At 65.7% G+C, this 23,072-nt stretch carries 19 protein-coding genes; 9 read left to right on the forward strand and 10 right to left on the reverse strand.

What is annotated here, in order from left to right; genetic code table 11:
- Positions 1-108 precede the first annotated feature (108 nt).
- The 9 genes from bamA to rpsB all read right to left on the reverse strand — a co-directional run bounded on the left by bamA (position 109) and on the right by rpsB (position 10,303).
- Positions 109-2,535, reverse strand: a complete 2,427-nt coding sequence (gene bamA / locus UU7_RS00820) for an outer membrane protein assembly factor BamA (protein WP_007804456.1) — start codon at positions 2,533-2,535, stop codon at positions 109-111.
- Positions 2,536-2,732: 197 nt separating this feature from the next.
- Positions 2,733-4,079 carry an RIP metalloprotease RseP gene (gene rseP / locus UU7_RS00825; RefSeq protein WP_007804458.1) on the reverse strand — a complete coding sequence of 449 codons (1,347 nt, stop codon included), beginning with the start codon at positions 4,077-4,079 and terminating at the stop codon, positions 2,733-2,735.
- Positions 4,080-4,115: 36 nt separating this feature from the next.
- Positions 4,116-5,291, reverse strand: a complete 1,176-nt coding sequence (locus tag UU7_RS00830; protein WP_007804460.1) for a 1-deoxy-D-xylulose-5-phosphate reductoisomerase — start codon at positions 5,289-5,291, stop codon at positions 4,116-4,118.
- A 1-nt stretch (position 5,292) separates the two neighbouring features.
- Entirely contained in the window at positions 5,293-6,111 is an 819-nt protein-coding gene (locus tag UU7_RS00835; RefSeq protein ID WP_007804462.1) for a phosphatidate cytidylyltransferase, read from the reverse strand.
- A 9-nt stretch (positions 6,112-6,120) separates the two neighbouring features.
- Positions 6,121-6,861 carry a polyprenyl diphosphate synthase gene (gene uppS / locus UU7_RS00840; protein ID WP_007804464.1) on the reverse strand — a complete coding sequence of 247 codons (741 nt, stop codon included), beginning with the start codon at positions 6,859-6,861 and terminating at the stop codon, positions 6,121-6,123.
- 17 nt (positions 6,862-6,878) lie between these two features.
- Complete coding sequence (frr, locus tag UU7_RS00845) at positions 6,879-7,436, reverse strand: ribosome recycling factor (RefSeq protein WP_007804466.1); 558 nt, start codon at positions 7,434-7,436, stop codon at positions 6,879-6,881.
- 111 nt (positions 7,437-7,547) lie between these two features.
- On the reverse strand, positions 7,548-8,270 hold the full coding sequence (pyrH, locus tag UU7_RS00850) for a UMP kinase (protein ID WP_007804467.1): 723 nt from the start codon (positions 8,268-8,270) through the stop codon (positions 7,548-7,550).
- Positions 8,271-8,459: 189 nt separating this feature from the next.
- Positions 8,460-9,338, reverse strand: a complete 879-nt coding sequence (gene tsf, locus UU7_RS00855) for a translation elongation factor Ts (RefSeq protein ID WP_007804469.1) — start codon at positions 9,336-9,338, stop codon at positions 8,460-8,462.
- 101 nt (positions 9,339-9,439) lie between these two features.
- Positions 9,440-10,303: a 30S ribosomal protein S2 gene (rpsB, locus tag UU7_RS00860; protein ID WP_007804471.1), complete on the reverse strand. Its 864-nt coding sequence runs from the start codon at positions 10,301-10,303 to the stop codon at positions 9,440-9,442.
- Between the two features lie 315 nt (positions 10,304-10,618).
- On the opposite strand from rpsB, the gene map reads away from it, so the two are divergent.
- The 3 genes from map (at position 10,619) to UU7_RS00875 (ending at position 14,643) form a co-directional block, all read left to right on the forward strand.
- Entirely contained in the window at positions 10,619-11,383 is a 765-nt protein-coding gene (map, locus tag UU7_RS00865) for a type I methionyl aminopeptidase (RefSeq protein ID WP_007804473.1), read from the forward strand.
- A gap of 116 nt (positions 11,384-11,499) precedes the next feature.
- A complete protein-coding gene (gene glnD, locus UU7_RS00870; protein WP_040672644.1) occupies positions 11,500-14,133 on the forward strand; it encodes a [protein-PII] uridylyltransferase in 2,634 nt (877 codons plus the stop codon).
- A 60-nt stretch (positions 14,134-14,193) separates the two neighbouring features.
- Positions 14,194-14,643: a CopD family protein gene (locus UU7_RS00875; protein WP_007804477.1), complete on the forward strand. Its 450-nt coding sequence runs from the start codon at positions 14,194-14,196 to the stop codon at positions 14,641-14,643.
- 73 nt (positions 14,644-14,716) lie between these two features.
- Here UU7_RS00875 and UU7_RS00880 read toward each other — a convergent pair whose 3' ends face one another.
- Entirely contained in the window at positions 14,717-15,733 is a 1,017-nt protein-coding gene (locus UU7_RS00880) for an NAD-dependent epimerase (RefSeq protein ID WP_007804479.1), read from the reverse strand.
- 247 nt (positions 15,734-15,980) lie between these two features.
- Here UU7_RS00880 and thrS point away from each other — a divergent pair, with 247 nt between their 5' ends.
- The 6 genes from thrS (at position 15,981) to pheT (ending at position 23,072) form a co-directional block, all read left to right on the forward strand.
- Entirely contained in the window at positions 15,981-17,882 is a 1,902-nt protein-coding gene (thrS, locus tag UU7_RS00885) for a threonine--tRNA ligase (protein ID WP_007804482.1), read from the forward strand.
- Between the two features lie 41 nt (positions 17,883-17,923).
- Entirely contained in the window at positions 17,924-18,463 is a 540-nt protein-coding gene (gene infC / locus UU7_RS00890) for a translation initiation factor IF-3 (RefSeq protein WP_082542670.1), read from the forward strand.
- Positions 18,464-18,775: 312 nt separating this feature from the next.
- Positions 18,776-18,973: a 50S ribosomal protein L35 gene (rpmI, locus tag UU7_RS00895; protein ID WP_007512063.1), complete on the forward strand. Its 198-nt coding sequence runs from the start codon at positions 18,776-18,778 to the stop codon at positions 18,971-18,973.
- Positions 18,974-18,984: 11 nt separating this feature from the next.
- Positions 18,985-19,344: a 50S ribosomal protein L20 gene (rplT, locus tag UU7_RS00900; RefSeq protein WP_007804486.1), complete on the forward strand. Its 360-nt coding sequence runs from the start codon at positions 18,985-18,987 to the stop codon at positions 19,342-19,344.
- Positions 19,345-19,601: 257 nt separating this feature from the next.
- A complete protein-coding gene (gene pheS / locus UU7_RS00905) occupies positions 19,602-20,597 on the forward strand; it encodes a phenylalanine--tRNA ligase subunit alpha (protein WP_007804488.1) in 996 nt (331 codons plus the stop codon).
- Between the two features lie 96 nt (positions 20,598-20,693).
- On the forward strand, positions 20,694-23,072 hold the full coding sequence (gene pheT / locus UU7_RS00910) for a phenylalanine--tRNA ligase subunit beta (protein ID WP_007804490.1): 2,379 nt from the start codon (positions 20,694-20,696) through the stop codon (positions 23,070-23,072).

Below are 23,072 nucleotides of genomic sequence, written 5' to 3' on the forward strand. Positions count from 1 at the left end.
CCGGAACCTGCCGGCCATTGTAGAGGGTGGCGGCGCGGCGTGCAGTCGAACCATCCGGCAAAAGAAAGCGCGGCAGGGCCGCGCTTTCCGGTTCGCCTGGGGATGGAATCAGAACTGGCTGCCGAAGGTGAACTGGATGCGTTCCTCGTAATGGCGATCGGCGTCCTTGGAGCGGAACGGCACGGCCAGGCTGATGATCAGCGGGCCGATCGGCGCCTGCCACTGCAGCGAGATGCCGGTCGACGCGCGCAGTTCGGAGGCATCGAAGCTCTTGTAGTCCTTGAACACGTTGCCGACGTCCATGAACCAGGACACGCGCGCGGTGTTGACGTCCTTCAGGAACGGCAGCGGCAGGAAGACCTGGGCCGTGCCCAGAACCTTGAACGCGCCGCCGATCGGCTGGGAGTAGTAGGCGCCGTTGTTGCACATGCCCTTGGCATCGGGCGTGCTGCCATCGATGCACACGCGCGGACCCAGGGTGTTGTCCTGGAAACCGCGTACGTCGCGCACGCCACCGGCGTAGTAGTTCTGCCAGAACGGAAGATCCTGGCGCATGTCGGTGATGATGTGGTTCTGGTTGACATTGTCGGCCTTGCTGGCCGCGGCCAATGCATCGTAGGCATCGTCGCTGAGGCCGTTCTTGCCGTAAGTCTTGCCGTAGCCGACCTGGCCATCCAGGTACAGCACGAAGCCCTTGCCGATCGGCCAGTAGTGGTTGAGTTCGGTGCTGAGCTTCCAGTACTGCACGGTCGAGCCGGGCAGGGCGACGTCGGTCGAGGCCGAGATCAGGCCGCCGCGGGTCGGCGCCCAGTAGCCGTTGCGGGTGTCGTGGTTCCAGCCCAGCGTGCCGGTCCAGGTGTGGATCGTCTTGTTGCCGATCTCGTTCTGGTAGTCGATCAGCACCAGCGGGCTGTAGCCCGGGTACAGGTTGACCTTGTTGCTGCTGATGCCCAGGCCCACGCGCAAGCCGTCGGTTTCGCTGATCGGGATGCCGAGGTAGGAAGAGAAGCTCTTCGCACTGGTGGCGTAGTTGGCGAAGTCGGTGTTGCCGTAGTCGGTCTTCGAGTACGAGGCGCTGTAGCCGATGCCGATGCCGCTGTCGGTGAGGTAGGGGTTGTAGTAGTTCATCCCCAGGCGCGTGTAGTACGTGCTGCGCTCGCCGCTGATCGAGAAGCTGTCACCGGTGCCGAACAGGTTGTTCTGCGACACCGAGGCATTCAGGATGATGCCCGAATACTGCGAGTAGCCGATGCCGAACTGCATGCTGCCGGCCGACTGCTCCTCCACCTTGACGGTGACGTCCACCTTGTCCTGGGTACCCGGCACGCGGGACTTGTCGATGTCGACCGTCTTGAAGTAGCCCAGCCGCTGCAGGCGGACCTTGGAACGGTCGATGGCGGCCTGCGAATACCAGGAACCCTCCAGCTGGCGCAGCTCGCGGCGCAGCACGCCGTCCTCGGTGCGCGTGTTGCCCTGGAAGATCACCCGGCGCACGTAGACGCGCTGGCCGGGCTCGATGTACATGGTCAGGTCGACCGTGCGCTTTTCCTTGTCCAGCTTGGGAATCGGCGTGACCTTGGCATAGGCGTAGCCGATATTGGCCAGCACGGCCTTGATCGCCTTGCTGCTGGCTTCGATCGCGCCGCGATTGAAGGTGTCGCCCGCCTTGGTGAAAACCAGCTGGCGCATGGTCTTTTCAGGCAGGATCAGGTCGCCCAGCAGCTTCACGTCGCTGACCTTGTAGATCTCGCCTTCCTTGATGCTGGCGTCGATGTACATCGAACGCTTGTCCGGCGCGATCGCCACCTGGGTGGAGTCGACGCCGAAGTCGGCGTAGCCGCGATCCATGTAGTAGGACTGCAGCTTCTCGAGGTCGCCGGACAATTTTTCGCGCGAGTACTGGTCGTCCTTCGAATACCAGGACATCCAGTTGCTGGTGTCCGATTCGAAACCGTCGCGGATTTCCTTGTCGCTGAAGGCGTGGTTGCCGAGGATGTTCAGTTCCTTGATCTTTGCGGCCTTGCCTTCGCGGATCTCGATCTCGACGGCGACGCGGTTGCGATCCAGCCGGGTCACGTGGGGCTCGACCGAAACGTTGTACTTGCCGCGGTTGTAATACTGCCGGATCAGCTCCTGCTGCACGTTGTCCAGCGCCAGCCGGTCGAAGGTCTCGCCCTCGGTGAGGCCGATTTCCTTCAGGCCCTTCTTGAGGTCGTCGGTCTTGATGTCCTTGTTGCCGCGCAGGGTCAGCTTGGCGATCGAGGGGCGCTCGACCACCTTGATCACCAGGATGCTGCCTTCGCGATCCATCTCGACATCGCTGAAGAACTTGGTCTGGTACAGCGCGCGGATGGCGCGTTGTACCCCGTCGTTGGTCAGCTGGTCGCCCTTGTTGATCGGCAGGTAGTTGTAGACGGTACCGGCGGAAATGCGGCTGAGGCCGTCAATGCGGATGTCCGACACCACGAAGGGGTCGAACGCGAACGCATTGGCGGAGAGGGAGGCAAGCAGGATCAGCGCGGCGATACGCTTCATCGTCGATTCCGTTGGTTATTTCGATGAAGCGGCCAGCGCGGCCGCCCCGATCAAGAGCATGGGGCAGGGACGAACCCCTTCCCGAAAAAGAAACGCGCCCTGCCGAGACAGGGTGCAACCTGAAACACCGCTGCAGCTTGCCGCGGCTGGCGCAGTCAGGCCTGACATCGTGATCCCGTTGTCGCCGTGCGTCGGCATCACGACGGCAGCATGCGATGGATGTCGTTGTAGAAAGCCAGTCCCATCAGGGTGAACAGCAGGGCGATGCCGATGTACTGGCCGATCACCATCGTCTGTTCGCTGACCGGACTGCCCTTGACCAACTCCACAAGATAATACAGCAGGTGCCCGCCATCCAGGACCGGGATCGGCAGCAGGTTGAGGATCGCCAGGCTCAGCGAAACCAGCGCCAGAAAGTTGAGGAACCAGGGCAGGCCCATGCTGGCGGACTGGTTCGCCACCGAGGCGATGCCGATGACGCCGGACAGATTGTTGGTCGAAGCCTGGCCGCTGATCATCTTGCCGATCAGGTTGAAGGTCTGCGCGGTATTGCGCCAGGTGGCGTCGAGCGAGGCGGAAAATGCCTTGAGTGGCCCGTAACGCAAGGTGACCTGTTCGGGGCCGGGGCCGTTGACGCCGATGATCCAGGTGACCGGCTGGCCTTCGATCGACTCGTGCCGCGCGTCGACCGCCAGCTCCAGCGGCTTGCCGCCCCGCTCGATCGCCAGCTTCAGGTGCGCCGATTTCGCTGCCTCGATCGGCACCAGCTTCTGGAAGGTGGCGTAGTCGTTCACCGGCTGGCCGTTGATCGAGACGATCCGGTCGCCGTCCTGCATGCCGCCCAGCGATGCCGGCTTGCCGGGCAGGACGTGGTCGGCGATGGCCGGGGACGAGGCCAGCTTCAGTCCCAGTTGATCCAGATAGCTGGCCACGCCTTCGCCGGGGGGAAGCTCATCCAGTGGCAGCACCAGTTCGCGCTGGCGACCATTGGTGCCTCGAACGGTCAGCGGCAGCGGCGAACGCCCCAGCAAGGCGTTGACCACGCCGTCCATCGCATCGGTGTAGGTGCCGACCTCTTCACCATCGACGCGGAGAATGCGGTCGCCGGGCTGGATGCCGGCCCTGGCCGCGATGCTCTGCGGCGTGGCGGTGACCAGCGGGGCGGCATCGGGCCGGCCCAGCATGAACATCAGCCAGAACGCGGCGACGGTGAAGATCAGGTTGAAGCCCGGGCCCGCGGCGATGATGGCGATGCGCTTCCACACCGACTTGCCGGTGAACTCCTGCGACTGCAACGCGGGGTCGACCTCGCCCTCGCGGGCGTCCAGCATCTTGACGTAACCGCCCAGCGGAATCGCGGCGATCTGGTATTCGGTGCCGTCGCGCCCGATGCGTTTCCAGATCGCGTTGCCGAAGCCGACCGAGAAGCGCAGCACCTTGACCCCACAGCGGCGCGCGACCCAGTAATGGCCAAACTCATGGAAGGTCACCAGCACGCCGAGCGTGACCAGCAACCAGAACACCGAGCCGAAGAAGGAAGTCATCAAGTACCGGGGCAGAAAGTCATCGGAGCAAGAATATCAGCAAGCATCGCGCAGGACGCGCCGGGCGGCCTCCCGCGCCATGCGGTCGCGTTCACAAAGCGTTCCAACATCGACCACGGCTTGCGCCGGCAGTTCCGCAAGTACCGCCTCGACCACGTCGGCGATCGACAGGAACGGCAGCGCGCCGCCGAGGAAGGCTTCCACGGCGACCTCGTTGGCCGCGTTAAGGATGGCCGGGGCGTCGCCGCCGGCACGCAAGGCCTGGAAGGCCAGCGCCAGGCAGCGGAAGGTGGTCAGGTCCGGCGGCTCGAACTGCAGTGGGGCGCAGCGGGCCAGGTCCAGCGACGGCACGCCGGATTCGATCCGCTCCGGCCAGGCCAGGGCATGGGCGATCGCGGTGCGCATGTCCGGATTGCCCAGCTGGGCCAGCACCGAGCCGTCGACATACTCCACCATCGAGTGGATCAGGCTCTGCGGGTGCACCACCACCTCGATGACCTCGGCCGGCGCGGCGAACAGGTGGTGGGCTTCGATGACTTCCAGGCCCTTGTTCATCAGGGTGGCCGAGTCGACCGAGATCTTGCGCCCCATCACCCAGTTCGGGTGCTTGCAGGCCTGGTCCGGCGTGATGCCGGCCAGTTCGGCCCGGGTGCGGCCGCGGAACGGGCCGCCCGAGGCGGTCAGGACCAGCCGGCGCACGCCGCTTCGAGCCAGCTCGGGTCGGCCGCCGGGCAGGCACTGGAAGATCGCGTTGTGTTCGGAATCGACGGGAATCAGCGCGCCCTTGCCGGTGGCGACGGCCTCCAGCAGCAGCGGGCCGGCCATCACGATGGATTCCTTGTTGGCCAGCAGCAGGCGCTTGCCCGCGCGCGCGGCGGCCAGCGTGGACTCCAGCCCTGCAGCGCCCACGATGGCGGCCACCACGGTGTCGCACAGCTGGCCGGAGGCGGCCGCGGTCAGCGCGGCATGGCCGCTCGCCACCTCGCAACGCACCCCCGCGGCGGTCAGGCGACGGGCCAGTTCCCCTTCCAGCGCCGGATCGGCGATCACCGCCAGTTCGGGCCGGTGTTTCGCGCACAAGTCGACCAGGGCTTCGACCTGGCGGTGCGCCGTCAGCACCGTGGCGCGAAAGCGCCCGGGATGACGGGCGATCACGTCGAGCGTGCTGCCGCCGATCGAGCCGGTGGCGCCCAGTACGGCAATGTCGTGCATGTCAGATGTCCAGCAGCAGCAGGCCGGCGGCGAACACCGGCAGCGCGGCGAACACGCTGTCCAGTCGGTCCATCAGGCCGCCGTGGCCGGGAAAGATGCTGCCCGAATCCTTCACCTGGGCGTGCCGCTTCATCAGGCTTTCCAGCAGGTCGCCCACGATCGATATCGCCACCGTGGCAGCGGCCAGCAGCGCCAGCGCCAGCAGCGCGCCCCCGCGCACGCCGAGCAGCCAGCCCCCTACATCGGCGACCAGCACGCCGGCCACCATCGCGCCGTACGCACCGGCCCAGGTCTTGCCGGGACTGATCTGCGGCGCCAGCTTGCGCTTGCCGAAGGTGCGGCCGCTGAAATACGCCCCGATGTCCGAGGCCCACACGATCACCAGGGCCAGCAGGGTCCACCAGTGACCGTGCGGCAGGCGGCCGTGGATGCTGGTGAGTGCGACCCAGGTGGGAAAGATCACGAAGGCGCCGGCGATCAGCTTCAAGATCAGGTTCTCGCGCGTGGGCGCGGCGCCAAACGCGAAATGGCGCAGCCACAGGCAGGCCACCACCCACCAGGCCACGCCGACGGCCAGCAGCCACGGCGTCCATGCGCTGCCCCGGGCAAGCCAGAGCAGGATGAAGACGCCGGCGGCCGCGAGCAGCAGCACGATGCGCGCCGAACGGTTCTTCAGTCCGCTCAGCTGGGCCCATTCCCACCAGGCGGCGAGGAAGGCCAGCGCGACGATCGCACCGAAGATGCCGGTGGTCGGCAGCAGGATGATCAGGATCGCCAGCGGCGCGAGCACCAGGGCGGTGAGAATGCGCTGAAGCAGCATGGGAATCCTCTAGGAAACTGGGGTGACCTGCTCGCCGGTACGGCCAAAACGGCGCTCCCGGCGGGCATAGTCTTCGATGGCCCGGCGCAGGCAAGCCTGGTCGAAATCGGGCCACAAGGTATCGGTAAAGTACAGCTCGGCGTAGGCGACCTGCCACAGCAGGAAGTTGCTGATGCGGCATTCGCCGCCGGTGCGGATGAACAGGTCCAGCGGCGGCAGTTCGGCCAGGCTCATCCACTGGCCAAGACGGGCTTCGTCGATCTCTTCGGCGCGCAATTCGCCGCGAGCCACCGCGGCGGCGGCCTGGCGGCTGGCCTGCACGATGTCCCAGCGGCCGCCGTAGCTCACCGCAATGTTCACCTGCAGCCGGTCGTTGCCGGCGGTGCGCGCCATCGCCGCCTGCATCCGCTCGCGCAGGTTCGCCTCGAAGGCGTCGAGATTGCCGATGAAGCGCAGCCGCACGCCGTGGCCGTGCAGTTCGTCCACTTCCTTGTCCAGCGCCCGCACGAACAGCCCCATCAGCGCGCCCACTTCTTCCTGCGGGCGTTGCCAGTTTTCGCTGGAGAACGCGAACAGGGTCAGCGCCTGCACGCCTTCGCGCAGGCAGGCCTCGATCACTTCGCGCACGGCCTTGCGGCCGGCGTTGTGGCCGAAGCTGCGGGGGCGATGCCGCGCCTTCGCCCAGCGCCCGTTGCCATCCATCACGATGGCGACGTGGCGCGGCACCTGGGCGACGTCCGCGCCGGGCATGATGGGGGCGATGACGCTCAGAGCGCCATCAGCTCCTCTTCCTTGGCCTTGACCACGACATCGACGTCCTTCACCGCGCGATCGGTGAGCTTCTGGATCTCGTCGTCGACGCGGCGGTCCTCGTCCTCGGTGATCAGCTTTTCCTTGAGCAGGTCCTTGACCTGCTGCAGGGCGTCGCGGCGGACGTTGCGGATCGCGATCTTGGCGTTCTCGCCCTCGTGGCCGACCAGCTTGGCCAGCTCGCGGCGGCGCTCTTCGGTCAGTGCGGGCATGTTGAGGCGGATCACGGTGCCGGCGGTGGTCGGCGTGATGCCCAGGTCCGAAGCCATCAGGGCCTTCTCGATCGGCGCCACCATGTTCTTTTCCCATGGCGTGATCAGGATCGTCCGCGCGTCCGACAGCGAGACCGAGGCGACCTGCGCCAGCGGCATGTCCGAGCCGTAGTAGGACACCTTGATGCCGTCCACCAGCGAGGTGCTGGCGCGGCCGGTGCGGATGCGGGTGAGGTCGTGCCTGAGCGAGTCGATGCTCTTGCCCATGCGGGTCTGCGCATCGTTCTTGATGTCATTGAGCATGTCGTGCTTCCCGGTGAATCGTGCAACGCGTGATTATAGCAGTGGCCGCCGTGGCGGCTTGTTGCGGCGCGGTCGGTGCCTGTGAGGAAATCGCGGTCCGATGCGGGCCTCTCAGCCGCCGTCGACCAGGGTGCCGATCGACTCGCCGCGCATGATCCGCATCAGGTTGCCGGCCACGGTCATGTCGTAGATGCGCAGCGGCATCTGCTGGTCGCGGCACAGGGCGATCGCGGCGGTGTCCATCACCGCCAGCTTGCGCTCGATCACGTCGTCGTAGCCGAGCCGGTCATAACGGGTCGCGTCGGCATGCTTCGCCGGGTCGGCGGTGTACACGCCATCGACCTTGGTCGCCTTCAGCAGCAGGTCCGCGCCGATCTCCACCGCGCGCAGGGCGGCGGCCGAATCGGTGGTGAAGAACGGATTGCCGGTGCCGGCGGCGAACAGCACGATGCGGCCCTTCTCGATGTGGCGGATGGCGCGGCGGCGGATGTAATCCTCGGCCACGTCGTGGATCTGGATCGCGCTGGTGACTCGCGCGTAGCCACCGCGCTTCTCGATCGCGTCCTGCATGGCCAGCGCATTCATCACGGTGGCCAGCATGCCCATGTGGTCGCCGGTGACCCGGTCCATGCCGGCGGCAGCGAGGCCGGCGCCGCGGAAGATGTTGCCGCCGCCGATCACGATGCCGATCTGCACGCCGGTCTTCTGTACCTCGATGATTTCATCGGCCAGCCGGCCGATCACCTTGGGATCGATGCCGTAGTCGGCATCGCCCATCAGGGCTTCACCGGAGAGCTTGAGCAGGATGCGGCGGTACTTGGGCTGGTCGCTCATGGGGGCTCCGGATTGTGTGGGGTAAACCGGCTTATTGTAGCGGCAGCTGCCCATGGTCGGGGCGTTCGCCGTGGCCATCCGCGAAATTTTCCGCGAATCGGGAAGCGGGGCCCCGGGTTCAGGTGGCAGGAAATGGAAAAGGCCGCGATTGCTCGCGGCCTTTTCGTCGTGCAACGACTTGCGGGGGGTTCAGCCCTGCATCGCCTTGGCCACTTCGGCCAGGTAGTCTTCCTGCACCTTCTCGATGCCTTCGCCAACCGCCAGGCGAGCCACCGAGATGACGTCGGCGCCTTCCTTCTTCAGCGCTTCAGCCACGGTGACGTTGGTGTCCAGCACATAGGGCTGGCCCAGCAGGGTCACTTCGGAGACGATCTTCTGCACCTTGCCGGAGATGATCTTCTCCAGGATGTCGGCCGGCTTGGCCTTTTCCTTGTCGGACATCAGGCTCAGCGCGATGTCCTTTTCCTTGGCCAGGAATTCCGCCGGGACGTCCTCGGCGCGGATGTGCGCCGGGTTCATCGCGGCGACATGCATCGCGATGCCCTTGGCCAGCTCCTCGGAGCCACCCTTGAGCGCCACCAGCACGCCGATGCGGCCGCCGTGGGTGTAGCTGCCGATCACGCCGTCATTCTTGACGACCGCCATGCGGCGCACGTCGATCTTTTCGCCGATGGTGGCGATCAGGCTCTTGGCGGCTTCCTCGACGTTGCTGGCACCCGGGAAGGGAGCAGCCTTCAGTGCGTCGATGTCGGCGGCGCCGGAGTTCAGCGCGACGTCGGCGACGGTGTCGCTGAACTTCAGGAAGCTCGCGTCCTTGCCCACGAAATCGGTTTCGCAGTTGATCTCGACCAGCACGGCCTTGCCGGCGCTCTGGGCGGCCACGATGCGACCTTCGGCAGCGATGCGGCTGGCCTTCTTGTCAGCCTTGGCCAGGCCGGACTTGCGCAGCCATTCCATCGCGGTTTCGATGTCGGCGTTGTTCTCGACCAGGGCCTTCTTGCATTCCATCATGCCGGCGCCGGACCGCTCGCGCAGCTCCTTGACCAGTTGTGCGGAAATATTGCTCATCGTCAATCCTCTAATGCTTGGATGGCGCGGTGGCGAACGGCGCCGCCGCGCGGTGATCTCGGGCAGGGCCTGACGGCGGTCGGTGACCGCCGTCGGCGCGCTTACCTGGCGTCGTTGCGCGAACCACGACCGCCGTCACGGCCACCATCACGACCGCCTTCGCGGCGCGGGGCGGACTTGCGCGGGGCGGCTTCGCGACGCGGGCGGTCGATCTTGGCGACCGGGTTGCCTTCCTCGTCCAGCTCGACGAAGTCGTTGCCGTCGCCCTGGGCGGCGGCCGGCGCGGCGGCCTTGCCTTCCAGGATCGAGTCGGCAGCGGCGCGGGCGTACAGCTGGATCGCGCGGATCGCGTCGTCGTTGCCCGGGATGGCGTAGTCGACCAGTTCCGGGTTGTAGTTGGTGTCGACCACGGCGATCACCGGGATGCCCAGCTTCTTGGCTTCCTGCACGGCGATGTCTTCGTGGCCGATGTCGATCACGAACAGCGCGTCGGGCAGGCGGTTCATGTCCTTGATGCCGCCCAGCGAAGCCTGCAGCTTGTCGCGCTCACGGCGACGGGCCAGCACTTCGTGCTTGACCAGCTTGTCGAACGAACCGTCGGTCTCGGCCGCTTCCAGCTCCTTCAGGCGCGAAACGGACTGCTTCACGGTGCGGAAGTTGGTCAGCATGCCGCCGAGCCAGCGCGAGGTGACGAACGGCATGCCGGCGCGTGCGGCTTCCTCGGCCAACGGCTCGCGGGCCGAACGCTTGGTGCCGACGAACAGGATGGTGCCGCGCTTCTGCGCCAGGCCCGACAGGAAGTTCATCGCGTCGGTGAACAGCGGCAGGGTCTTTTCGAGATTGATGATGTGGATCTTGCCGCGGGCGCCGAAGATGTACGGAGCCATCTTGGGGTTCCAGTAACGGGTCTGGTGACCGAAATGGACGCCGGCTTCCAGCATCTGACGCATGGTGACTTGTGCCATGGGGTGTCGCTCCGATTGTCGGTTCCCTCGAGAAGGAACCTGGGGGTTGGGACCTCCACGCATCCCCGGCTTCGACCGCGACTGGCCCGATCTTGATGGTGGGCAAGGCGCGGCACCCCGAAGGCGGTGCCGATGCGTGTGTGGCGTTGGTTTGGGTGTTGTACCGCGGAGGGTTACAATTCCCGTTCGCTTTGCGCTGGCCACTGCAGATATCGAGCTGTGGGGCCTGCAAAACTCCGAAATTGTAGCCGGTACGCCGGCAGTGCGGCAAGTCGCTGGATTTATTTGGCTTTTGCCGCCACATGAGTGGAACCGATGGCCATTACCCTGAAATCCCCGCAAGACCTCGAAGGCATGCGCGTCGCCGGCAAGCTGGCCGCTGAAGTGCTGGCGATGCTCAAGGACTACGTCAAACCCGGCGTCACCACCGAAGAGCTGGACCGGCGTGCCTACGAGCACATCGTCAACGTGCAGAAGGCGATCCCCGCCAATGTCGGCTACCACGGCTTCCCCAAGACCCTGTGCGCCTCGGTCAACCACGTGATCTGCCACGGCATCCCGAACGAGGGCAAGGTGCTCAAGGATGGCGACATCGTCAACCTCGACGTTACCGTGATCAAGGATGGCTGGCACGGCGATACCAGTCGCATGTACATCGCCGGCACCCCGTCGGTGCTGGCCAGGCGGCTGGTCGACACCACCTTCGAGGCGATGATGCGCGGGATCGAGGCGGTGCGCCCGGGCGCCACGCTGGGCGACGTCGGCCATGCGATCCAGCAGCATGCCGAGGCGGCCGGTTTCAGCGTCGTGAAGGAGTATTGCGGCCACGGCATCGGCAAGATCTACCACGACGAGCCGCAGGTGCTGCACTACGGCAAGCCGGGTACCGGCATCGAACTGAAGAAGGGCATGACCTTCACGATCGAGCCGATGATCAACGCCGGCAAGCCGCAGACCCGCCAGTTGCCCGATGGCTGGACCGTCGTGACCAAGGACCACTCGCTGTCGGCGCAGTGGGAGCACACCATCGCGGTAACCGACGACGGCTTCGAGATCCTCACGGCGTGGCCGGATGCGTGAAGCGGTAGCGAGTGCCGAGGAGTGAGCGGGAGTCAGGCGCGCGGCGCTGGCGCCGAATGCCATGGAGACATGGCAGACTGTTTTCTCTCACTCCTCTCCACTCGTTTCCCGCTCCCATGAATTCAGCGCTTCCCCCTTTGCCGCGCCTGCCGGTGGCGGTGCCCCGTTCGGGTGTCTCCACCGAGGCAAGGCGTGCGCTGCGGCAGTTGCTGGGTGATGTCGATCGGGCGCTGGCCACCGCGTTCCGCGACGGCGCCGATGCCAGCGTGCTGGCACGTCGTCGCGGCGAGTCGGTGGCGCGTGTCGTCGCCCACGTGTGGATGGCCTGCCTGGGCGAGGTCGCTGGCACCGCATTGTTCGCGGTCGGCGGTTTCGGCCGCGGCCTGCTGTTCCCCTGCTCCGACGTGGACTTGCTGGCCCTGGCGGAGGCACCGGAGCCGGCGCGCCTGCGGGCCCTCGAACAGTGCTTCGCCACCTTGTGGGACATCGGCCTGAAGGTCGGTCATGCCGTGCGTGATCCGGCCCAGTGCCGCGCGCTCGCGGCCCGGGACGCCAGCGTGTTCACCAGCCTGCTGGATGCGCGTCGGCTGGCGGGAGATCCGGAAATGGAGGGCGTTTTGCGCGCGATCGTCGATGATCCGGCGCTGTGGCCGCCACGCGAGTACCTGGCCGCGCGGCTGGCCGAACGCAACGCGCGCCATGCGCGTTACGACGACACCGCCTACAACCTCGAGCCGAATCTGAAGGACGGCCCCGGCGGCCTGCGCACGCTCGATTCGCTGCGCTGGATGGGGCGACGGCTGGCGCACGCCAATGATCTCGCCGACATGGTCACCGAGGGCCTGCTCGACCCGGCGGAACAGTCGGTGCTGGAGGAGTCCGAGGCGACCCTGCGCCGCTATCGCTATGCGCTGCACCTGGAGGCCGGGCGCGCCGAGGAGCGGCTGCTGTTCGACTACCAGCGGGCGCTGGCCGAACGACTGGGCTTCGAGGACGAACACGCCAAGAACCTGGGCGTCGAGCAATTCATGCAGGGCTACTACCGCGCGGCCAGCCAGGTGGAGCGGCTGGGCGTGCAGGTGGCCGAACGGTTCGAGGAAATGCTGGAGGCGCCCGGCGAGGCCTTGCCGGTGGGCGAGGCGTTCGTGCGCTACGGCACGCGGCTGGCGGCGATCGACCCGCAGCTGTTCATGCGCCGTCCGGCCGCGCTGGTGGAGATCTTCATCGCCCGGCTGGACCAGCCGGGGGTGGTCGGCTTCACCGCCGATTCCATGCGCCGCATCCATCAGGCCACCGCCGTGCATGGCGATGCTCTGGCCGACGATCGCGAGGTGCTGGCCGCCTTCCTGCGACTGCTGCGTCGCGGCGCGCCGGCGGTGGAGGCGTTGTGGCGGATGAACCGGCACGGCCTGCTGGCGGCGATCCTGCCCGCGTTCGGCAAGGTGTTCGGGCGCATGCAGTACGACCTGTTCCATGTCTACACGGTCGACGAACATACCTTGCGCGTGCTGCGCAACCTGGCGCGGTTCGCCGACCCGGCGGCGCAACGCGAGTTCGCACTGGGCTGCGAGATATGGGCCAGCCTGCCCACGCCAGAAGTGCTGCTGCTGGCGGGCCTGTTCCACGACATCGCGAAGGGGCGCGGTGGCGATCACTCGCTGCTGGGCGAGGAGGATGCGCGAGCCTTCTGCAGCCGTCTGGGGCTGCCGCCCGCCGATGTCGAGCGCGTCGCCTGGCTGGTGCGCCACCATCTGCTGATGAGCACCACGGCGCAACGTCAGGACATCACCGACCCGGACGTGGTGCACCGTTTCGCCGAGGTGGTCGACAACCGCGAGCAACTGGGGCAGCTCTACCTGCTCACCGTGGCGGACATCATCGGCACCAGTCCGCGCTTGTGGAACGGCTGGAAGGACCGCCTGTTGGCCGACCTCTACACCGGGACCCGCTATGCATTGCGCAGCGATGTCCAGTTGCCCCGCGATATCGGCCAGCGCGTGCGCGACTGTTCCGAATATGCACTGGCGCTGCTGCTGGACCAGGGGTTTGCCGAGGCCGACGTGATCCGCGTGTGGGCCGACTTCCCGCAACTCAGTTTCCTGCGCCACCGGCCGGAGCAGATCGCGTGGCAGACCGCTGCCATCCTGCAGGCCGATGGAGCGGTGCCGCTGGTGGCGGTGCATCCACTGTCGGTGCGCGGCAGCACCGAGCTGTTCGTCTGCACGCCCGACCGGGATGGCCTGTTCGCCACGGTGACTGCCGTGCTGGATCGTCTGCGCTTCTCGGTGATGGAGGCGCGCATCCTCAGTTCGTCGACCGGCATGGCACTGGACACCTTTCTACTGCTCGATGCAGACAGCCAGCAGCCGGTCAGCGCGGCCCGCGCCCAGGAATTGCAGCAACGGCTGCAGCGCGCACTGGCGCAGTCGGCGGGCGTGCAGCCGAGCAAGCGCGGCATGTCGCGCCATCAGAAGCATTTCCAGATGACCCCGCGGATCAGCTTCCACGCCGCCGGCGACCGGACCCAACTGGCGCTGGTCGGCACCGATCGGCCCGGCCTGCTGGCCGCGGTGGCCCAGGTGATGTCGAGCACCGGGGTGCGCGTGCACGACGCCCGCATCGCCACGTTCGGCGAGCGCGTCGAGGACTTCTTCCAGCTCACCGACCGGCATGACGAGCCGCTCGATGCAGGCATCCAGCAACGGTTGCTGCAGGCCCTGCTGGAACGCATGGGACCCGCATCGGCCTGAGCGGCGGGACCGCGTTATCATGCCCCTCGCTGCATGCCGCAGCGGCCATCCGTTTCCGTCATGACCTATCTGTTGATCAAGTCGCTGCACCTGCTGTTCGTGATCGCCTGGATGGCCACGGTGTTCTATCTGCCGCGGATACTGGTGAACCTGGCCGAAAGCGCCGGCGAACCCGTGGTGCAGGCGCGATTGCAGCTGATGGGACGACGCCTGTACAAATTCGGCCACAACATGTTCGGCCTCGCCTTCGTGTTCGGCCTGACCCTGTGGCAGGGTTGGCGGGTGTTTCCGCAAAGCTTGCCGAACGTCGCCTCGGGCATGCACTGGATCGACGCCAAGCTGACCCTGGTGGCGCTGCTGCTGGCGTATTTCATCTGGGCTGGCCGCATGCTCAAGAACAACGCGAAGGGCGCGGCGCTGCCGTCATCGAAGGCCCTGCGCTGGCTCAACGAACTGCCGGTGCTGCTGCTGCTGGCTGTGATCTGGCTGGTGCTCGCCAAGCCGTTCTGAGCAGGAGTGAGTGGAGAGGAGTGAGAAGTGAGAGTTGCTTCGACCCGGCTCTTCTCTCACTCCTCACTCCTCTTCACTCACTCCTCGCGCCCTGGTATTCCCGATACCACTCGGCAAATTTCGCCACGCCGTCCTCGATCGAGGTGCTCGGCGCATAGCCCACGTCGCGGCGCAGCGCCGACACGTCGGCCCAGGTGTCGGGCACGTCGCCGGGCTGCATCGGCAGCAGGCGTTTTTCCACGCTGCGCCCCAGGTTCTGTTCCAGCAGTTCGATGAAACGCAGCAGCTGCACCGGCTGGTCGTTGCCGATGTTGTAGACGCGATAGGGCGCGTTCGACGTGCCCGGATTCGGCAGCTCGGCGTCGTAGGCGGGGTCGGGCGTGGCCGGCTGATCCAGTGTGCGGATCACGCCTTCCACGATGTCGTCGATATAGGTGAAGTCGCGGCTGTGGTGGCCATGGTTGAACACGTCGATCGGCTCGCCGCGGCTGATCCGGTCGGCGAACAGGATCGGCGACATGTCCGGCCGACCCCACGGTCCATACACGGTGAAGAAGCGCAGGCCGGTGGTCGGGATGCCGTACAGATGGCTGTACGTGTGCGCCATCAGCTCGTTCGCCTTCTTGCTGGCGGCATACAGGCTGACCGGGTGGTCGACCGCATCCTCCACCGCGAACGGCAGTTTGCGGTTGGCGCCGTAGACCGAGCTGGAGGAGGCATAGACCAGGTGCTCGACGCCGCCGTGGCGACAGCCTTCGAGAATGTTGACGAAACCGGCCAGGTTGCTTTGCACGTACGCGCGCGGGTTGACGATCGAATAGCGCACGCCGGCCTGGGCGGCCAGGTTCACCACGCGCTGCGGCTTGAAGTCGGCAAACGCCTGATCCACCGCCTCGGCATCGGCCAGGTCGGCGCGCTGGTGGCTGTAGTTGGGGTGGTCGATGAAACGGGCCAGGCGCGCTTCCTTCAGTGCCGGGTCGTAGTAGCTGTTGTGGTTGTCGAAGCCGTGGACCACGTCGCCGCGTGCCAGCAGGCGCTGGGCCAGGGCGGCGCCAATGAAGCCGGCGGTGCCGGTAACCAGGATGCGCATGGAAAGTCCTCGGAAGATCGGGCTGCATTCTATCGCGCACCTCGCGCGCGCCGCCCCGAAAGCGGAGGATTGACAGCCGATTTGGGCTAAACTAGCGTTTCTCCAATCCACAAGATCAAGGTGGCCCGCGTCACGCCGGCCGAGTGTGCGACATGGCAACTACCCGCTGCTCCCGCTGACCCCGCCACGCCTTGTGCTTTTTGAAGAAGGGCGGATGCCCTTTTTTGCTTTTCAGAGAACGCTTCCCATGATCGAGATCACGCTACCCGACGGCAGCAAGCGGCCGTTCGACCATCCCGTCACCGTGCAGGACGTGGCCGCCTCGATTGGCGCCGGCCTGGCCAAGGCGACCCTGGCCGGCAAGGTCGACGGCAAGCTGGTCGATGCCAGCTTCCCGATCGAACACGACGCCAGCCTGCAGATCGTCACCGAGAAAAGCCCCGAGGCGCTGGAGATCCTGCGCCATTCGACCGCCCACCTGATGGGGCAGGCGGTGCAGCGGCTGTTCCCGGGCGCGCAGGTCACCATCGGTCCGGTGATCGACAACGGCTTCTACTACGACTTCGCCTACGAGCGCCCGTTCACCCCGGACGACCTGCCGAAGATCGAGGCGGAGATGCACAAGCTCGTCGCCGAGCAGTTGCCGGTGACCCGCAGCGTGAAGTCGCGCGACGAGGCGGTGGCGTTCTTCCGCGGCCTGGGTGAGAACTACAAGGCCGAGATCATCGAAGGCATTCCGGCCGACCAGGACCTGTCGCTGTATTCGCAGGGCGAGTTCACCGACCTCTGCCGCGGTCCGCACGTGCCGAACACCGGCAAGCTGCACTCGTTCAAGCTGATGAAGGTGGCCGGCGCGTACTGGCGTGGCGATTCCAACAACGCGATGCTCAGCCGCATCTACGGCACCGCCTGGCTCAACGACAAGGATCTGAAGGCCTACCTGTTCCAGCTGGAAGAGGCCGAGAAGCGCGACCATCGCAAGATCGGCAAGCAGCTCGACCTGTTCCACCAGCAGGAGGAAAGCCCCGGCATGGTGTTCTGGCACCCGAACGGCTGGGCGATCTGGCAGCAGGTCGAGCAGTACATGCGCGGCGTGTACAAGAAGAGCGGCTACCAGGAGGTGCGTTGCCCGATGGTGCTGGACGTGTCGCTGTGGAAGCGCTCGGGCCATTGGGACAACTACGCCGAGAACATGTTCTTCACCGAGTCGGAGAAGCACACCTTCGCGCTGAAGCCGATGAACTGCCCCGGCCACGTACAGGTGTTCAACACCGGCCTGCACAGCTACCGCGAGCTGCCGATCCGCTACGGCGAGTTTGGCGGCTGCCATCGCAACGAGCCGTCCGGCGCGCTGCACGGCATCATGCGCGTGCGCGCGTTCACCCAGGACGACGGCCACATCTTCTGCACGCCCGAGCAGGTCGAGGCGGAGGTCACCGCGTTCCATCTGCAGGCGATGAAGGTCTATGCCGACTTCGGCTTCACCGACCTGGCGATCAAGCTGGCGCTGCGCCCCGAAAAGCGCATCGGCTCGGACGAATTCTGGGATCGCACCGAGGAAATGCTGCGCAATGCGCTGCGTGCCGCCGGCGTGGCGTGGGAGGAGCTGCCGGGTGAGGGTGCGTTCTACGCGCCAAAGATCGAGTACCACCTGAAGGACTCGATCGGTCGCGCCTGGCAGGTCGGCACCATGCAGGTCGATTTCATGATGCCGGAGCGGCTGGACGCCGAATACGTCGACGAACACTCGCACAAGCGGCATCCGGTGATGCTGCACCGGGCCATCGTGGGTTCGATGGAGCGCTTCATCGGCATCCTGATCGAGCACCACGCCGGCCTGCTGCCGGCCTGGCTGGCGCCGGTGCAGGCGGTGGTGTTCAATATCACCGACGCGCAGGCCGATTATGTCCGCGAAGTCACGCAAACCCTTGTCGACAAAGGTTTCCGGGTACAATCGGATTTGCGCAACGAGAAAGTCGGCTATAAAATCCGCGAACATACGATGCAGAAAGTGCCGTACCTGCTCGTGGTCGGTGACCGCGAGAAAGAAACGGGGTCGGTTTCTGTGCGTACCCGTTCCGGTGAGGACCTGGGCAGCATGAAGCTGGCCGATTTCATCGAGCGACTGGAGACCGAAACCCGGCGCTGAGCGAAAACGCTCAGCCCTGGCGGTCAGTGACATTACTTCTTCTGGAGGATCGTGGTATCGCAACCACCGACAACAAGGGCAATCGTCGTAACCTGGAAATCCGTGTGCCGCGGGTGCGTGTCATTGGTGCCGATGCGGAACAGCTTGGCATCCTGACCCGTGACGAGGCACTGGCGCTGGCGCAGGAAGCCGGCATGGATCTGGTCGAGATCCAGCCCAACGGCGATCCGCCGGTCTGCCGCATCATGGATTACGGCAAGTTCAAGTTCGAAGCCCAGAAGAAGGCGCAAGCCGCCAAGAAGAAGCAGAAGCAGGTCGAGATCAAGGAAGTGAAGTTCCGTCCGGTCACGGACGTGGGCGACTACCAGATCAAGCTGCGCAACATGCTCCGCTTCCTGGAAGAGGGCGACAAGGTCAAGGTCACCATCCGCTTCCGCGGTCGCGAGATGTCGCACCAGGATCTGGGCCAGAACCTGGCCAAGAAGATCCAGGAAGACATCGGCGAGAACGGCCAGGTCGAGTCCTTCCCGCGTCTGGAAGGCCGCCAGATGGTCATGATGATCGGGCCCAAGAAGAAATAGGCTGCTTGCCTTTGTGGGAGTTCGCTGGCGGGCGATGCTCTTCGTGTCGCTGGGCTTACAGGCGTCGTTTCCATGAACTGCGGGCGAACTCCGCACCCTCACCTCGATCCTCTCCCGAAGGGAGAGGAGGCCATGGTCAGCACTTCGTGCTGGTATTTGGCTTTTTGAACCCGTATGATCACGGGTTCGACCCGCCTGGATGGGTCGTGCACCGATCATGGCAGGACGGAAAGCGTGGCTCTCGGGGTCACCGCCAGATCAGTCAGAAACCGGGACGTCCACATCGGAGTCGTCCCACTCAAGGAGCATTCCATGCCCAAGATCAAGACCAACCGGGCGGCTGCGAAGCGTTTTCGCAAGACCGCATCGGGCAAGATCAAGTGCGGTCACGCGTTCAAGTCGCACATCCTGACCAAGAAGTCGACCAAGCAGAAGCGTGGTCTCCGTGCACCGAACCACCTGAAGGCGTGTGATGCGCCCGGCGTGGCTCGCATGCTGCCCTACTTGTAAGGAGATAGACCATGGCTCGTGTAAAGCGTGGCGTCACCGCCCGTCGTCGCCACAAGAAAATCATCGGCCGCGCGAAGGGTTACTACAATGCCCGTCGCAAGGTCTTCCGCGTAGCCAACCAGGCCGTCATCAAGGCTGGCCAGTACGCGTACATCGGCCGCAAGCAGCGCAAGCGCCAGTTCCGTGCCCTGTGGATCGTGCGTATCAACGCCGCCGCTCGCATGTTCGGCCTGTCCTACAGCCGCCTCATCAATGGCCTCTCCAAGGCCGGCATCACGGTGGACCGCAAGGTTCTCGCCGATATCGCCGTGCACGACATCAAGGCTTTTGGTGTGATCGCCGAGAAAGCAAAGGCCAGTCTGGCTGCTTGATCGTCGGGCGCTCCTGCGCCAGCACGATATGATGTAAAGCAAGCGGGGAGGAGGCCACAGCCTCCTCCCCGTTTTCGTTTGGATAAAGGTTTTTTGCGGTTGCCTCCTCCCCACCTTGGGAGAGGACCGAGGTGAGGGTACGGGTACTTGCCCTGACTTCAACCGGAGCGTGCTCCGGTCAGGCGACAACGCAAGAGTGGCTCCTCAACCCACCCTCTCCCTGAAAGGGAAGTGGAAGCAGCGAGAAGTGCATCACTATGGACGATCTGGACAGCCGCGCTGAAAAAGCGCTGATGGATATCGACAAGGCCGACACGCTGGATGCGCTCGAGGGGCTGCGCGTGGGCCTGCTGGGCAAGAGCGGCATCGTCACCGCTGCGCTGAAGACGCTCGGTGCACTGGCGCCGGACGAGCGCAAGGCGCGTGGCGCCGAGGTGAACCGGGTCAAGGAGCAGTTGGCCGATGCGCTGGCGGTGCGCAAGCGGGTGCTGGAGCAGGCCGAGCTGGAACGTCGGCTCGCCTCCGAGAAGCTCGACATCAGCCTGCCCGGGCGCGACGGCGAGCGCGGCGGCATCCACCCGATCACCCGCGCGCTGGAGCGCATCAGCGCGATCTTCGCGCGACTGGGCTACCAGCGTGCCGACGGTCCGGAGATCGAGGACGACTGGCACAACTTCGAGGCACTGAACTTCCCGCCGCATCATCCGGCGCGCGCCATGCACGACACCTTCTACTTCGGCGACGGCCGCCTGCTGCGCACGCACACCTCGCCGGTGCAGATCCGCTCGATGGCCGGTCGCCAGCCGCCGATCCGGATCATCGCGCCGGGCAAGGTCTATCGCAGCGATTCGGATCAGACCCATTCGCCGATGTTCCACCAGATCGAGGGATTGCTGATCGATGAAACCTCCAGTTTCGCCGACCTCAAGGGCACGCTGGCCGAATTCATCCGTGCATTCTTCGAGCGCGATTTCGAGATGCGCTTCCGTCCCAGCTACTTCCCGTTCACCGAGCCGTCGGCCGAGGTGGACATCCGCTGGGACGCCGAGGATGGCTCGACGCGCTGGCTGGAGGTGCTGGGCTGCGGCATGGTCCACCCGAACGTGCTGAAGAACTGCGGCATCGACCCGGAGCGTTATACCGGATTCGCCTTCGGGCTCGGCGTGGAGCGCTTCGCGATGCTGCGCTACGGCGTTTCCGACCTGCGGGCGTTCTTCGACAACGATCTGCGGTTCCTCAGGCAGTTTGCCTGAGAAGTGAATCGGGAATAGGGAATTGGGAATGGTAAAGGCAGCGGCCTGCGATCTTCCGATTCCCCATTCCCTACTCCCCACTCCCGGACTTCAAACATGAAATTCTCCGAAAACTGGCTGCGCGAACTGGTGGATGTGCAGGCTGACCGAGCCGAACTGGCCCATGCATTGACCATGGCCGGTCTGGAAGTGGAAGAGCTCACGCCGCTGGGCGACGACCTGGCAGGCGTGGTAGTGGCTGAGATCGTCGCCGCGGAAAAGCATCCCGAGGCGGATCGCCTGCAGGTCTGCAAGGTGGAGGCGGGGCAGGGCGAGCCGCTGCAGATCGTCTGCGGCGCGCCGAATGCGCGCGTGGGCATCAAGGTGCCGCTGGCGATGGTCGGTGCGAAGCTGCCCGGCGACATTTCCATCAAGGCGGCGAAACTGCGTGGCGTCGAATCGTCCGGCATGCTGTGCTCGGCGAAGGAGCTGGGCATCGATGCCGATGCGTCGGGCTTGCTGGAGCTGCCGCTGGACGCACCGATTGGCCAGCCATTGGCGGATTACCTGGGACTGCCTGACGCCAGCTTCGAGCTGAAGCTCACCCCGAACCGTCCGGACTGCCTCGGCCTGGTCGGTCTGGCCCATGACGTGGCCGCTCTTTTCGGGAGCGCCGTGAAGGTGCCGGCTCAGGTCAGCGTGCCGGTCACCAGCGAAGCGCGCCGTGGCATCCGCCTGGAGGCCGGCAAGGATGCGCCGCGCTACCTCGGTCGCATCATCGAAGGCATCGACCCGGCCGCGCGCACGCCGCTGTGGCTGGCCGAGCGCCTGCGCCGTGCCGGCCTGCGTCCGATCAGCGCGGTGGTCGACGTCACCAACTACGTGATGCTGGAGCTGGGCCAGCCGATGCACGCGTTCGACAATGAGGCACTCGAAGGCGACATCGTGGTGCGCCACGCCCGCGCAGGCGAGACGCTGAAAATCCTCGATGGCAGCGAGGCGAAGCTCGATCCGGGTTTCGTGCTGATCGCCGACGAGGCGAAGGGTCTGGCGGTGGCTGGCGTGATGGGCGGCCACGATTCGCGGGTCACCGACACCACGGTCGACATTTTCCTGGAATCCGCGCACTTCGCGCCGGCCGCCATCATGGGCCGCGCGCGCAAGCTGGGTCTGCACACCGATGCCTCGCACCGCTTCGAGCGCGGCGTCGACCCGGAGTTGCCGCGGCGTGCGCTGGAACGTGCCAGCGAACTGCTGCTGGCGATCGCCGGCGGCAAGGCCGGGCCGGTGCTGGTGGCGGAGAACTTGGCCGACCTGCCGACGCCGGCGGCGGTGACCTTGCGCCGTGCGCGCCTGCAACGCGTGCTGGGTGTCGCGGTGGCCGATGCCGAGGTCGCGCGCATCTTCATCGCCCTGGGCATGCAGGTGGTGACGGTGGCCGAAGGCTGGCAGGTCACCGCTCCGAGCAGCCGCTTCGACATCGAGCGCGAGGAGGATCTGGTCGAGGAAGTCGCCCGGATCTTCGGCTACGACAACATCCCCACGGCCACGCCGGCTGGCGCGCTGACCCTGGCGGTTGAGCCGGAGGCAAGGATCAACGAGCTGGCCTTGCGCGAGCAACTGGCCGCTCGCGGCTATCACGAAGCGGTCAACCTGTCCTTCGTGGCGGCCGAGCTGCTGGCAAGCTGGAGTTTCAGCCAGAACCTGGTGCCGCTGGCCAACCCGCTGTCCGCCGACCTTGCGGTGATGCGGCCATCGCTGCTGCCCGGGTTGATCGAGGCCTTGCGCCACAATCGCGCACGCCAACAGGAGCGGGTGCGCCTGTTCGAGGTGGCGCGGGTGTTTGCCGCCGGCGATCCTCCGCTCGAAACTCCCAGCCTGGCCATCGTGGCCTGCGGCAACGCGCGTGCCGAGCAATGGGGCGAGCCTTCGCGGGCGCTGGATTTCCATGACCTCAAGGGCGACCTCGACGCCCTGATCGCCTGGGGTGGCGAGCCGCAGCGCTGGTCGGTGCATGCCGACGGCCTGCCGGACTGGCTGCATCCCGGACGCGCTGCCCGGGTGGCCCGCGATGGCGAGACGGTGGGGTATCTCGGCGCGTTGCACCCGCAATTGGCCAGGACGCTGGACCTGGGTGCTGACGTGCACGTGCTGGAACTGGCGCTGGAGCCCGTGCTGCAACGCCGCGTGCCGCAGGCGCGAGCGGTGCCACGCTTCCCGCTGGTGCGTCGCGACATCGCGATCGACGTGCCGGAAACGGCGCCCTGGTCACAGATCGGGCAGGTGGTTCGCAGCACGCTGGGCGAGCGGCTGAAGGAACTGCGGCTGTTTGACCGTTACAGCGGCAAGGGGGTCGAAGCAGGCCGAAAAAGTCTCGCTATGGGCTTGATTTTGCAGGACGCTTCACGCACCCTTACTGACGACGACGCGGACCGTTGCGTACGAGAAGCGATAGCTGCGTTGGAGCAAACATGCAAGGCGAAGTTGCGAGGATGA

This window comes from Rhodanobacter spathiphylli B39 (assembly GCF_000264295.1).
Classification (GTDB): domain Bacteria; phylum Pseudomonadota; class Gammaproteobacteria; order Xanthomonadales; family Rhodanobacteraceae; genus Rhodanobacter; species Rhodanobacter spathiphylli.